This window comes from Crassaminicella indica, assembly GCF_019203185.1.
Classification (GTDB): Bacteria; Bacillota; Clostridia; order Peptostreptococcales; family Thermotaleaceae; genus Crassaminicella; species Crassaminicella indica.
The window spans coordinates 332,664-345,630 of record NZ_CP078093.1 but is presented as its reverse complement, the minus strand read 5'-3'; the positions used below and the strand labels follow the sequence as shown (position 1 = coordinate 345,630).

Below are 12,967 nucleotides of genomic sequence, written 5' to 3'. Positions count from 1 at the left end.
ATCATACTATAAGATTAGTTTTTAGAAATTTTAGGAGGGTATTTGAATATGCTTTTTCCAGATTACAATGAAACGCGTGTGATTTATCATATTATAGAACTTACAGATTTAAAGAAAACATTAAAAGCAGGCATAAATTTTGATGATAAAGAAACTTATAAAACAAAATATGATGGCTTTCATGAATTGATAGATGAACAAAAACCACACTATATACCCAGTTGGGTAATAAGAAGTAGAGCTATTTTTGCAAGTATAAATTATCCTAAAAATCATAAGTTTCATTCTCATAGCGTGGTGTTGTCTATTAAAATCGATGAAGAAAAGTGTTGGGTAGCTAATGAAAATTGTGCAAATCAAATTTATGAACCTTATATACTTCAAAATGTTGAAGACTTTCAAGCGTGTAAAAAATATTTAGATATAAAAGGAAAGAATCTTTTGAAATCATATTGGGAAACATCATTGAGCTTTAAAGAAAATTTAAAAGCTAGAGTTGATCTAATAGAGGGATATGATGCTGAAGTGCTTATAATGCATGAGATAGATCCTAAAGATATTAGCATTGAGTATATTATTTCAGATCATAGAATGCTTAAGGTGGATGAGTGGAAAAGGATATTTTGTTTATAAATAAAAGTATGATGAAGGATTAAAATTGTAGGCTTTAACACATGAGCCTGCATTATTTTATGTGTAATATTAAGACTCAATTACAATTGTGTTAAGCAAGTTGACATAAGTTCTAGCAAAATGATATAACTGTTTATGTAGAGTAAAACTATTGAAATTAATATAAATGTACATAAAATACTGAAAATAATAGGGGGACAAAAAATGAAGAGATTACTGTCGGTTTTGCTGGTGTTTATTATGATTTTAGGAATGAGTGTTACTGCTTTTGCTGCAAAGCAAGAAAGAACAGTTGTAGAGATTACAGATGGTATGTCTGGAAAGCTACAAGAAGTATATGCTGTCAATCTTTTGATGGGTGGACGAGATATTTATACAGATGTTCCATCTCTTCTTTATACAATAAAAGGAAAAAGTCGCACATTAGTTCCTATTCGATTTGTTGTTGAAAATCTAGGTGCTCAAATAGAATGGGACCAAAAGAATAAAGAAGCGACTATTCTAGCAGAAGAAAAAACTATAGTATTAAAAATTGACAGTGCCAAAGCTATAGTAAATGGAAAAGAATGTTCACTTCCTAATGGAGTTCCTGCAAAGCTATTAGGATATCAAGGAAATTATCGAACAATGGTACCTTTACGTTTCATAGCAGAACAGCTTGGCATGGATGTAAATTGGATACAAGAAACTACTACAGCAACAGTTGATTTACCTAAGCAGTCTATCACTGGAATTGAGTTCAGAGAGTATAAAGATGTTCCCCGAGTAGTTATTAAGACTACAGGAAAAGTAAAGTTGTCTCCTCTTTACTTACCAGGAAGCAGATTTGGAGGAACTGATAGATTAATTTTAGATATTCCAAATACAAATATAGATATAAATGATCCATCGCTTATAAAAGAAGGAAGTGAGATAAAGAAAAAAGTATATGATATGGGTGTTATGACAATTAGAGCTTCCTTGTTTGAGAAGAGTCCTAGAAATGTAACTAGGATTGTTATTGATTTGGCTTTACCAAGAGGTTATGATGTTACTTTTGATGAAGAAAATAATGAAATAAAAGTAGATTTCTTAAATACTGTCAAAAGTATAAAGATGGAAAATAGAAATAATGCAGATGCAATTGTGATACATACAGATGAGATTCCAGCATATAATGTGATAGATCTAGGAGATCGTGTTGTTGTAGATATATTAAATGCTAAATTAAAGTTTGATAAAAATAATATTTTAGTTTCTAAAAATGGAGTAAAAAGGATAAGAATATCTCAATTCAATCCTGATGATAATTATGATAAGGATGATAAAATTGTTCGAGTTGTATTAGACCTTGAAAAGGGACAAAGCTTTGAAAACATATTTGTTGAAGATGAAGGAATGGACATATTAGTGTATGTGAATAGTAAGCCACTTCAAGGGTTTAGCTATAAAAAGGAAGCTGTAAATAAATCTATCTTAAAATTATCTTTAGAAGAAAGAGATATGTATGATGAAGATTATAATGATAATAATCATGAATTATTATTAAAAGTTCCAAAAGATCAAATAAGTCTAGCAGATACTACGTTGAATATAGATGATAGTATGGTGAAATCTATAGCAATTGATGATGATGGCAAATATTATCATATAACAATTAGATTACAAGATGAAACAACATACAAAATTAAAACAGTAGATGATGAAAAATATAATATTCAAGTTGAATTTAAGAATAAAAAAATAGAAAATTCTAGATATAGCGGGAAAATGGTTGTTATTGATGCAGGTCATGGTGGGAAAGACCCAGGAGCTTCTAGTAGTAGATTGAAAGAAAAACATATTGCTTTAGATACAGCACAAAAGTTAAATAAGCTGTTAGAGGAAGCAGGATTTTCTACATACATGACAAGAGCTGATGATACATATGTAGGATTATATGAAAGAGCAGCTATTGCCAATGGATTAAATGCAGATGCTTTTGTAAGTGTGCATTATAATTGGCATCCAAATCCTAAAATTAGAGGTGTAGAAGTACTCTATAATGGAGAAGATAAATCAAGAGATAATAAAACTTTTGCTAGAATTGTAAAGAATGAAATGGTAAAAGGATTAAAGGCTGTTGATCATGGCATTCATAATCGACCTAAATTAGTTGTAATAAGAGAAACAAAAATGCCTGCAATATTAGCGGAAATGGGATTTATGTCTAATGCTGGAGAGGAAGCGAAAATTGTTACAGAAAGCTATAGACAAAAAGCTGCTCAAACTTTATTTAATGGGATAAAAAGATATTTTGATGAAGTACTGTTAAAATAAGAGAGATGCGCAAATATGTGCATCTCTTTTAGCTTTTCATAGTCAATATTAAATCTCAATGACAATTGCTAAAAGGAAATTGACATAAGTTTCATGTAGATGATATAAATGTAATCAGTAGGATAAAGCTGTCGAATGATACATAAAGTGTTGAATAAAGTCAATTAGTATTAAAGTAGGGGGAAAAATGATGAAGCGATTATTCTCAATATTGCTTATATTTACTATTATTCTAGGAATGAGTACAATTTCCTTTGGAGCAAAGCTTGAACAATATATAACAGATATTACATATGATCATTACGGTTCTACGTCTAAAATACTTATTAAAACTACAGGGTTAGTAGCATACAATACCATGTATTTACCAGGGAGCAGGTTTGGAGGGAATGATCGTTTAATAATAGATATCCCCAATGCTAAATTCAATATGACTGATCCAAGCTTTACAGGTAATGGCGGTATCATAAAAAAAGAAATTAATATGGATCATATAATGGATATTAGAGGTTCTATTTTTGAAGATTATCCTAGAAATGTTAGCAGAATTGTCATTGATCTAGCTATGAAAAAAGATTATCATGTAGCATTTAATAATGAGCTTAGTGCCATTCAGGTAGAATTTCCAAATAGTGAAAAAATAGAAGAAGCTTTGAACAGTGTAAACAACATAAATTTAGAAACAAGAAACAATTCAGATGTAATTGTTATTCATACAAAAGAGCAGCCTGTATATAATATTATGGATTTTGGAAATAAAGTAGTTATAGATGTATTAAACGCTAGACTAAACATTGATAAAAATGAAATCCCTATTAAACAAGGTGGTGTAAAGAGAATCAGGACAGCACAGTTTGCAAATGATATAGATGGTGAGATTGTTCGTATTGTTTTAGATATAGAAGATGGACAAAGCTTAAAAAATATATTTGTTGAGCATGAAGGAACAGATATTCTTGTTTATACGAATAAAAAGACGAATTTATCTTCTTCATATCGTGGGAAAATTATTGTTATTGATCCAGGTCATGGAGGCAAAGATCCAGGTACTCACAATAGTGCATTAAATCTAGTAGAAAAAGAGTTGACTTTAGATACAGCAAAAAGATTGAATGATTTACTAGAAAAATCAGGTTTTATAACTTATATGACAAGAACAGATGATACAACTCTTGATTTATATGGAAGACCAGCAGTAGCCAATGAATTAGATGCTGCTGTATTTGTGAGTGTGCATTATAATTATGCTGAAAACAAAAAAGTGTCTGGAGTTGAAATGCTGTATGTTGATGATCCAACAAGAGATTGTAAAAGATTTGCAAAAACATTACAGGAAGAAATGATTAAAGCTTTAAAAGCAAAGGATAGAGGGATTAAAAATGAACCAGAGTTTGTTGTGATTAGAGAAACAAAAATGCCTGCTGTCATTGCGGAAGTTGGGTTTATTTCAAATCCAGCAGAAGGAAATTTGATTCGTACAACAGAATATAGACAAAAAGCTGCTCAAGCTTTATTTAATGGAATCAAAAGATATTTTGATGAACGATTAAACTAAAGAGATGCATTTAAGCATCTTTTTTTAGAAGTAATTGTTGCAATATTATAAATGTTTCTAATAAAATATACTTCTTCAAATATAAAAACAAGTATATAATGAGTTAGGATAAAATAAAAAGGAGGAAATAAAATGGAACTATTTTTAGGTTATTTATTAATTTTTTCTTCAAGAATTGCAGATGTGTCTATTAGTGTTGTGAGAACAATTCTAATGGTTAGGGGAAAAAAATTTCAAGCAGCTGCTTTAGGAATTGTAGAGATATTGATATATATTACCGTTCTTTCAAAAGTGATGAGTCATTTAGATCATATAGGAAATTTAATTGCTTATGCATTAGGGTTTGGTACTGGACAGATTGTAGGGATATATTTAGAGCAGAAGATGGCTATAGGGAATGTAACTGTACAAGTTATTACAAAGGAAAATGAAGAAATATTGGTTAATTTATTGAGAAAGGAAGGCTTTGGTGTTACAGTGATACAAGGATATGGAAAAGATGGAATTAGACATATCCTTAATATTGCTTTGCAAAGAACAATGCTTCCTAAACTAAATCACATATTGAATGAATTTGACAAAAATGCATTTGTTACTATAATGGATACGAAGCATATTCAAGGTGGCTATTTAAAAAGAATGAAAAGAAAATAATATAAATTTATAGTTTTAGACATAGTATGCTTCCCTCGTTAATATAATTTTATAGAGACATTTGTTAAGGAGGGAAGGGGATGAAGGTGAAACGAGTAATTGCAGTAGGTTTAATACTATGCATGATGATAGGGGTTACTGGATGTGCAAATCCAATTCAAATGGTAAAAGGATTATTTGAAAATGAAGAACAAAGTGATTCAAATATTGTTGAAAGTCTTAATGATGCACAAAAGGATAATGAGTTGAGAAATACTGTTTTATATTATAAAGATGATAAAGGGTTCTTAATTCCTGTTATGAGAAAAATACCCTGGACAGAAGGCAGAGGTATTGCTAAGCAAGCATTAAGAGCAATGATTGATAATCCTGCTAATAGAAAGGATATTGAAGAAATTGGATTGCTTCCGGTTATTCCAGCAAACACAGAAATACGAGGAATGAGTATTCATGAAGGTCTTTGTAAAGTAGATTTTACAAGTGATTTTCTGAATTATGTTAGTAAAGAAGAAGAAGAAGCATTAGTCAAAGCAGTGACTTATACGTTAACGGAATTTCCAACTATTGATCGTGTTCAGTTGATGATTGATGGGAAAATTCCTGAAAAGCTTGAATTTGGAACAAAAACAGCAACAGCTCTTACAAGAGATAATATTAATTATGTAGGTAAAAATTATAGTAAGAACAAAGTAGTTGTATACTATGAAGGAACAGCAAATGGATTAGAGTCATATTTTGTACCTGTTACAAAAGATGTAGAAAAAAACCATGAAACACCAGCAAATATGCTAGATGCATTAGATGCTTTAGTGGAAGGTCCACCAGAAGGATTAGGCTTATATAGTGAGATTCCAAAAGGAACTCGTGTAGTTAGTGTAGACATGAATGAAAGTATAGCGTGTATTAATCTTTCTGAAGAAATATTAGAGGCTGTGGATAATAAGGTTGCAGCACAAAGTATAGCTAAATTATTTGGCTTGACTATAAAAGAGCAATATCCAGAGGTTGCAGGAGTAAAATTATTTGTAGATGGAAAAGAGTTGAATTTAGGAACAGAAAATAAGGAAGACCCTATTATTGTACCAACCTTTGCGAATCAATATGAATAAGCGCCAGTGGGAGACCACTGGTTTTTTGTTGTGTACATAGAAATAAATGAATTGAAGAAAGGATACACTAAAGAAAGATGTAATAGATTGGTTTATATGATACAATAACTTATAGTGATAACCATTAAAGATAGGAGATGAAATAATGAGATTTGATGGTAGAAGAGAAAATGAATTAAGAAAAGTTACAATCACAAAAGATTATTTAGCCTATGCAGAAGGCTCAGTACTTATAGAAATGGGTAATACAAAAGTAATATGTTCAGCCTCTATAGAGGATAGAGTTCCTCCTTTTTTAAAAGGAAAGGGAACTGGTTGGATAACGGCAGAGTATGGGATGCTTCCAAGATCTACCCAAACTAGAAAGATAAGAGAATCTAGCAGAGGGAAAGTTGATGGAAGAACTCAAGAGATCCAAAGATTGATTGGAAGAGCATTACGTTCTGTAATAAATTTAGAAGATTTAGGGGAAAGAACTGTATGGATAGATTGTGATGTAATACAGGCTGATGGAGGTACAAGAACAGCATCTATAACAGGTGCTTTTATAGCTTTAGCACAAGGATTATATAAGCTTTATGAATCAAAGCAAATAAAATCATTTCCTGTAAAAAATTATGTAGCAGCTATAAGTGTAGGGGTAGTAGAGGGTACGCCTGTACTTGATTTATGCTATGAAGAGGATTCAAAGGCTAAGGTAGATATGAATGTTATTATGACAGATCAAAAGGAGTTTGTAGAAGTACAAGGTACAGGAGAAGAAGCACCTTTTAGCAGACAAGAGCTTAATAAGCTTTTAGAACTAGCTGAAAAAGGAAATATGGAACTTATAAAAATGCAAAAAGAAGCTTTAGGAGCAATAGATGAATTAATTGGAAAAGCTAATGAAGAAGAGATAGGAGAGGAATCAAATGAATAAAGTAGTGATTGCATCTAAAAATAAACATAAATTAGAAGAAATAAAAGATATCCTAAAAAATTTTCCTTTAGATATAAAAAGTATGGATGAGGTTGGATTAGAAAAGCTAGAAATAGTAGAGGATGGAGAAACCTTTGAAGAAAACTCTATGAAAAAGGCAGTAGAGGTTATGAAAGAAACAGGAGCTATTGCTATTGCTGATGATTCAGGTCTTGAGGTGAAGGCAATAGGAAACAGGCCAGGAATATACTCTGCAAGATTTTCAGGAGAAGGAGCAACAGATCAAAAAAATAATGAAAAATTATTGAGTATGTTAAAAGATGTACCTATGGAAGAAAGAGAAGCAAGATTTGTATCGGTTATCTCTGTAGCATTTCCTAATGGTAAAAAAATAAGTGTAAGAGGAGAATGCAAAGGATTTATAGGCTTTGAAAAGAAAGGTCAAAGTGGGTTTGGATATGATCCGCTGTTTATTGTACCTGAGTATGATAAAACCTTTGCAGAATTAGGACCAGAAATAAAAAATAAAATTAGTCATAGAGCAAGAGCATTAGAACAATTAAAAGAAAGATTGGCAGAGTTGTTTTAGGAGGAAGTACAGTTGAAAATAATAGTAATGAGTGATACGCATGGAAAGATTCAATTAGCAGAACATATAATAAATAAGATGGAAGCAGTTGATTTACTTATTCATTTAGGAGATTATTATCCTGATGCTTTAGCAATTGCTAAGAATATGAACATAAAAGTAGTAGGTGTAAAGGGTAATTGTGATAGGGCTGAAGTAGAAAAGGAAAAAGTTTTAGATCTTGGTGAACATAAGCTATTTTTGACTCATGGACATGAGTATGGGGTAAAATCCAATCTGACAAGAATTTATTACAAAGGGTTACAAGAAGGATGCAGTGTTGTATTGTTTGGACATACACATATGCCTGTAAATATGAAGCATGAAAATATATTGATAATGAATCCGGGAAGCCTTACTAGTCCGCGTGGAGGGTCTAAGGCTTCCTATGGAATTATTGAGATTGATGGAAAAAATATATATAGTGATATTATTGAAGTATAATATTTGAATATATTGTTAATAATAAAACAATGAAAAGAGTAGAATTTGATGTGATAAAGAGAAAAACGTTAAATAAAAAAGAAAATCAACCAAAATGATGTTAAATAGTTGACAAAACAATATTTTAGATTTTGACTTTGCGTTTTATATGCATTATACTAATCTTGTCAGTTGGAGCGAGGTGTAGCGCAGTTTGGTAGCGCATCTGGTTTGGGACCAGAGGGCCGCGGGTTCAAATCCTGCCACCTCGACCATTTTATCTATAAAAATTTAAGCTAAAGTTTATTGTTAAGGCGAGGTGTAGCGCAGTTTGGTAGCGCATCTGGTTTGGGACCAGAGGGCCGCGGGTTCGAATCCTGCCACCTCGACCATTTTTATTTATAAAATTTAAGCATAAAGCAAAAAAATATAAAAAATGTTGACAGAGTTAATATTATATGGTAACATATTATCTTGTCAGGGCAATTAAGAAACTGATAAAAACAATATGCGGATGTAGTTCAATGGTAGAACTCCAGCCTTCCAAGCTGGTAGCGTGGGTTCGATTCCCATCATCCGCTCCAATAAGGGTTCATAGCTCAGCTGGATAGAGCAACGGCCTTCTAAGCCGTGTGTCCGGGGTTCGAGTCCCTGTGGACCCGCCATGGTGGATGTAGTCAAGTGGTTAAGACACAGGATTGTGGCTCCTGCATTCGTGGGTTCGAATCCCATCATCCACCCCAAATGTGACCCATTAGCTCAGTTGGTAGAGCACTTGACTTTTAATCAAGGTGTCCCGCGTTCGAGCCGCGGATGGGTCACCAACAATGATAATATGAATATAACTGATAAAGAATATGCGGATGTAGTTCAATGGTAGAACTCCAGCCTTCCAAGCTGGTAGCGTGGGTTCGATTCCCATCATCCGCTCCAATTTTTCAAGTTAGCATATTTATGCTAACTTTATTATCATATGATAATATTAAATAATATGCGCCCTTAGCTCAGTTGGATAGAGTGGCTGACTTCGAATCAGTTCGTCGGGGGTTCGAGTCCCTCAGGGCGTGCCAAAATAACCGTTGTAAAATTATATATTTACAACGGTTATTTTATATTAAAAGATTAGGAGTAACTATTTTGTGGAGTTGTTGTTTTGAGTAAAATGGTATTCTATTTGTAATGATAGAACCTTATAATTAGTATCTTCTTTAATGATTTCAAATTTACCATTTATTATTTGACAAAATTCATTTAATAAAGGGATTAAGGAAAGAAAATTATTTTTAGGAGATATATTTTCTAAAAGTTCAATAATGAAAAACAATTTAGTAGCATCTTTAGTAGGTTCAGTAAAAATAGTAAAATTTAATTGATGATAATGATTGAGAGCATGTTTTATAAAGTGCTCTAGAAAGGTGATGAGTAGTTTATAATTTCCATGAAATTGAATGTTGCTTTCAGTTTTCTGATGAATTTCAATAGGAGGATTAGAATAGCTTTGTGAAATATAACTGTTTATTTCTGTGATTACTTTTTCTAAATCAAAGTTGATTGTTACAGTTGGTAAAGTATTCATATATTTTGCATGCATTTCTTCGATGAAATCTAGAGTATATTGGAATAAAATAGCATCTTTTTTCATGAATTGATTTTTTAAGTAGTGAAAAATACTTTGATCAATCATTCTGATGTTTTCATAGTCTTTATGCATGACTGAAAATTTTTCATTACTAGATTTTAATATTTGGGTATACAATGTATTTTTTCTTTCGATTTCTGCTTTCATTTTTTCTCGTTCTAATGTGAGGTTATAATATTCAATAGCTTGTCTGATAATAGGAATGAGTTCGTTATCTAAATTCCAAGGCTTTGCAATAAATTTAAATATATTTACTTGATTGATGGTTGCTAGTACTTGTGGGATTTGCGTATATCCACTTAAAACTATTTTTACGACATTAGGATATTTTTCACTGATAATTTTTAGTAGGGTTAATCCATTCATTTTAGGCATTTTCATATCTGTAACAATAACACTAATAGTGTTATTTTCCATTATTTTAAGGGCTTCTTCCCCACTGTAGGCAAATTCTTTTCCATAAGGTTCATCAAATAAGCCTCTTCGTAAAGAATTGATAATATGTGTATCATCATCTACAAATAAAACTGTATTATTTTTCATATTCTACTTCCCTCCCTTTATAAGGTATTCTACAACTGAAATTGAAGGAATGCTTTTTCAAAATCTTCTTTACTCATATTAAGTATGCTAAACACTTCTTCATTTTGAATATTGCTAAATTGGGTGTAATCTAATAGTTTCCACGAGTAAGCTCCAGCAATATGTATAATTGCAACCAACTCTTTGTTAATGATTCTTGAATCTGAAGGGTTGTGATGAAATAAAGTAGCTTCTACAATAGGATGTGGAATCTCCCACCAATCTAATAAATATGCACCAATTTCTTGATGGCTAACTCCTATAATTTCCTTTTCAAGCTCTACTATTTTGTGTTCAGGTTCTTGTAGAACATGTTTAAATATTTTTGTGTATTGTTCATGAAAATTATTGAGCAAGATAATTTTACCGATATCATGTAACAGTCCAGCAGATTCATAAGTCTTTGGTATTTTTTTTTGAAGCAATTTCTTATAGATAAAAATAACAATTCGATTTGTTAAATTTACATGCTTCCATAAAAGATCTATTAAAAAAGGGTTTAGCTTCTTAGCGTAAAAAATACTATTTGATAGAACAATGTGTTTTACATTGGATAGACCTAAATACATGATAGCATCCTTAACAGATCCTGTTTTTGCTGTATAAAAAGCTGAATTGACAACACGCAAAATTCTTGAGGAGATTGCTTGATCCTCTTCAATTTTCTTTGAAATTTTATCCATGTCTGCATCTTGTTCGATTAGCCTACATATATCTTGATAAAGAAATGGCAAAGTTGGAAGATCGTCTAAATTATTGATTAGGTTGAATAGTTTTTTGCTTTTTAAAATATCTTCAAACTTAAATATTTTATCTATAATAGACAATAATGTTTCATTATTCCACGGCTTAAATATGTATAATTTTGCCAAATTATTTTCTAAAGCTTCGATAATATTGTTGTTGTCTGTGTAACCACTAAAAGCAACTCTTAATATTTTGGGATATTTTTCCTTAACTCTTTTCAATAATTCATAGCCATTCATAGCGGGCATTTTGATATCAGATACAATAAGATTAACATTTTCTGTATCGAGAATTTTAAGAGCTGTTTCTCCGTCAGCAGCTAAAAGGATTCGATAATCTTTATCTAAAAATAATCGCTTTAAAGATCGTAATATTTGTTCTTCGTCATCTACAAATAGAATAGTTTTTTCCATAGAATATCCCCCCTGTTTTGAAATGGAGTTATTATGATATTGCTTTAATAGGAAGTTTTATTGTAAAAGTAGTTCCTTGCCCGAGTTCACTATTTACTAAAAGCTCTCCTGCGTGTTTATTGACTACAATATCATAAGAGATACTCAAACCTAATCCTGTTCCTGTTCCAACTTCTTTCGTAGTAAAAAATGGATTGAATATTTTATCGATAATATTTTTATCTATTCCGGGACCATCATCACTTATTTCACATACAATATAATTTTCAGAAACAAATGTAGAAATTTCCATGAGACCTTCTTCTTCTCTTTTTTGACTTTTGATTGCTTGTACAGCATTCATCATAATATTTAATAAAACTTGACCTATTTGCGTTCTATTGCAGAATATGAGTGGGAGATCATTTAATTTTTTTTCAATATGAACAATGTATCTGGCTTCGTTTTTTATTAATAGAAGAGTTTCTTCTACAAGGTCGTTTAAATTATAATAATTAAAATCAGTTTCTAAGTCATGTCTAGCGAAATTTCTCAAGCTTTGAACGATTTTTGTTATTTTTTCGATTCCTTTAAATGAGTCGTTGATGAGGCTATCTATATCACTCATAATAAAATCTAAATGTAGGTTGTTTCTTAATGCATAAAGTTCTTGTATTTTATTTTGAATTTCTTCAGATTGAATATTTGTGTCATTAAGGCAGTGGAGCAGTTCTTTATATTTATCAATAGCAGTTTTTATTTTATGAATGTATTTACTAAGGGTTTCTGTATTGCTAGATACATATCCTATAGGATTGTTGATTTCGTGGGCTACCCCTGCTGCAAGCTGACCGATTGCTACTAATTTTTCTTTTTGAATAAGATAGTATTGTGTTTCTTGTAGTTTTTTGTTTAATGCTAATAATTCTTCATTTTGATTTTTTATTGTATTTAAGGTTTGTGTTAGATGCATTTCATATTTTTTTATTCTTATAGCAGCTTTGATTCTTGAAATGAATTCGATAGGCTCAATTGGTTTGTTGATAAAGTCTGTAGCACCATGTTCAAAACTCTTTTTTAGAGCTTGTTTATCTGTAAGTGATGTAAACATGATTACTGGTATGTTGAAGTATTTTGTATTTTTTCGAATATTCTTTAGAACTTCTATTCCGTCTATTTCGGGCATAACAATATCTAGTATTACAATATCAATTTCTTCTGAATCAAGAATGGCTAAAGCTTCTTTTCCTGAATTGGCTAAAATAATATTACAGTCAATTTTATTTTCGATTAATATATTTTTTGCATATTTTAAATTGAATTTTGTATCATCTACGATGAGTATGTTCATAGCAACACCTCCATAAAAACTGAAAATTGTTATTAGT

The 12,967-nt window shown here is 31.0% G+C and carries 11 protein-coding genes and 8 tRNA genes; 16 read left to right on the top strand and 3 right to left on the bottom strand.

The features are described from left to right. Positions 1 to 48 precede the first annotated feature (48 nt). The 16 genes from KVH43_RS01795 (at position 49) to KVH43_RS01720 (ending at position 9,289) form a co-directional block, all read left to right on the top strand. Positions 49 to 633, top strand: a complete 585-nt coding sequence (locus tag KVH43_RS01795) for a hypothetical protein (protein ID WP_218283203.1) — start codon at positions 49 to 51, stop codon at positions 631 to 633. Positions 634 to 837: 204 nt separating this feature from the next. Then, positions 838 to 2,931 carry an N-acetylmuramoyl-L-alanine amidase family protein gene (locus KVH43_RS01790; protein ID WP_218283202.1) on the top strand — a complete coding sequence of 698 codons (2,094 nt, stop codon included), beginning with the start codon at positions 838 to 840 and terminating at the stop codon, positions 2,929 to 2,931. A gap of 190 nt (positions 2,932 to 3,121) precedes the next feature. Continuing rightward, entirely contained in the window at positions 3,122 to 4,486 is a 1,365-nt protein-coding gene (locus tag KVH43_RS01785) for an N-acetylmuramoyl-L-alanine amidase (protein ID WP_218283201.1), read from the top strand. Positions 4,487 to 4,618: 132 nt separating this feature from the next. After that, positions 4,619 to 5,140, top strand: coding sequence for a DUF2179 domain-containing protein (locus tag KVH43_RS01780; RefSeq protein WP_218283200.1), 522 nt, complete (start codon positions 4,619 to 4,621; stop codon positions 5,138 to 5,140). Between the two features lie 80 nt (positions 5,141 to 5,220). Then, positions 5,221 to 6,249, top strand: a complete 1,029-nt coding sequence (locus tag KVH43_RS01775; RefSeq protein ID WP_218283199.1) for a GerMN domain-containing protein — start codon at positions 5,221 to 5,223, stop codon at positions 6,247 to 6,249. Between the two features lie 145 nt (positions 6,250 to 6,394). Further along, positions 6,395 to 7,168: a ribonuclease PH gene (gene rph / locus KVH43_RS01770; protein ID WP_218283198.1), complete on the top strand. Its 774-nt coding sequence runs from the start codon at positions 6,395 to 6,397 to the stop codon at positions 7,166 to 7,168. Beyond that, on the top strand, positions 7,161 to 7,757 hold the full coding sequence (locus tag KVH43_RS01765) for an XTP/dITP diphosphatase (protein WP_218283197.1): 597 nt from the start codon (positions 7,161 to 7,163) through the stop codon (positions 7,755 to 7,757). Before rph ends, KVH43_RS01765 begins: the two co-directional genes overlap by 8 nt. 12 nt (positions 7,758 to 7,769) lie before the next feature. Beyond that, positions 7,770 to 8,240 (top strand): metallophosphoesterase, encoded by a 471-nt coding sequence (locus KVH43_RS01760; protein WP_218283196.1) that lies wholly within the window; start codon positions 7,770 to 7,772, stop codon positions 8,238 to 8,240. Between the two features lie 177 nt (positions 8,241 to 8,417). Next, positions 8,418 to 8,494 (top strand) — tRNA-Pro (locus KVH43_RS01755). 40 nt (positions 8,495 to 8,534) lie between these two features. After that, positions 8,535 to 8,611 (top strand) — tRNA-Pro (locus tag KVH43_RS01750). A gap of 118 nt (positions 8,612 to 8,729) precedes the next feature. Next, positions 8,730 to 8,803, top strand: a tRNA-Gly gene (locus KVH43_RS01745). Positions 8,804 to 8,807: 4 nt separating this feature from the next. After that, positions 8,808 to 8,884: transfer RNA gene (locus KVH43_RS01740), tRNA-Arg, on the top strand. 2 nt (positions 8,885 to 8,886) lie between these two features. Then, a tRNA-His gene (locus KVH43_RS01735) sits at positions 8,887 to 8,962 on the top strand. A gap of 5 nt (positions 8,963 to 8,967) precedes the next feature. Further along, positions 8,968 to 9,043 (top strand) — tRNA-Lys (locus KVH43_RS01730). A 35-nt stretch (positions 9,044 to 9,078) separates the two neighbouring features. Continuing rightward, positions 9,079 to 9,152 (top strand) — tRNA-Gly (locus KVH43_RS01725). Between the two features lie 60 nt (positions 9,153 to 9,212). After that, positions 9,213 to 9,289 (top strand) — tRNA-Arg (locus KVH43_RS01720). 62 nt (positions 9,290 to 9,351) lie between these two features. Here KVH43_RS01720 and KVH43_RS01715 read toward each other — a convergent pair. From KVH43_RS01715 to KVH43_RS01705, 3 genes are read right to left on the bottom strand one after another with little or no spacing between them, the layout of a single operon-like run. After that, the gene (locus tag KVH43_RS01715) at positions 9,352 to 10,401 is read right to left on the bottom strand and encodes a response regulator (protein WP_218283195.1); all 1,050 of its coding nucleotides are present in this window, start codon (positions 10,399 to 10,401) and stop codon (positions 9,352 to 9,354) included. A 29-nt stretch (positions 10,402 to 10,430) separates the two neighbouring features. After that, on the bottom strand, positions 10,431 to 11,600 hold the full coding sequence (locus KVH43_RS01710; protein WP_218283194.1) for a response regulator: 1,170 nt from the start codon (positions 11,598 to 11,600) through the stop codon (positions 10,431 to 10,433). Between the two features lie 31 nt (positions 11,601 to 11,631). Further along, the gene (locus tag KVH43_RS01705) at positions 11,632 to 12,930 is read right to left on the bottom strand and encodes a response regulator (protein WP_218283193.1); all 1,299 of its coding nucleotides are present in this window, start codon (positions 12,928 to 12,930) and stop codon (positions 11,632 to 11,634) included. Positions 12,931 to 12,967: the final 37 nt, after the last annotated feature.

Excerpts from the sequence above, each read along its gene's own strand:
- KVH43_RS01795 (WP_218283203.1), top strand. The coding sequence starts at position 49 with ATGCTTTTTCCAGATTACAATGAAACGCGTGTGATTTATCATATTATA.
- KVH43_RS01705 (WP_218283193.1), bottom strand. The coding sequence starts at position 12,930 with ATGAACATACTCATCGTAGATGATACAAAATTCAATTTAAAATATGCA.
- KVH43_RS01710 (WP_218283194.1), bottom strand. The coding sequence starts at position 11,600 with ATGGAAAAAACTATTCTATTTGTAGATGACGAAGAACAAATATTACGA.
- KVH43_RS01780 (WP_218283200.1), top strand. The coding sequence starts at position 4,619 with ATGGAACTATTTTTAGGTTATTTATTAATTTTTTCTTCAAGAATTGCA.
- KVH43_RS01765 (WP_218283197.1), top strand. The coding sequence starts at position 7,161 with ATGAATAAAGTAGTGATTGCATCTAAAAATAAACATAAATTAGAAGAA.
- KVH43_RS01790 (WP_218283202.1), top strand. The coding sequence starts at position 838 with ATGAAGAGATTACTGTCGGTTTTGCTGGTGTTTATTATGATTTTAGGA.
- rph (WP_218283198.1), top strand. The coding sequence starts at position 6,395 with ATGAGATTTGATGGTAGAAGAGAAAATGAATTAAGAAAAGTTACAATC.
- KVH43_RS01715 (WP_218283195.1), bottom strand. The coding sequence starts at position 10,401 with ATGAAAAATAATACAGTTTTATTTGTAGATGATGATACACATATTATC.
- KVH43_RS01775 (WP_218283199.1), top strand. The coding sequence starts at position 5,221 with ATGAAGGTGAAACGAGTAATTGCAGTAGGTTTAATACTATGCATGATG.
- KVH43_RS01785 (WP_218283201.1), top strand. The coding sequence starts at position 3,122 with ATGAAGCGATTATTCTCAATATTGCTTATATTTACTATTATTCTAGGA.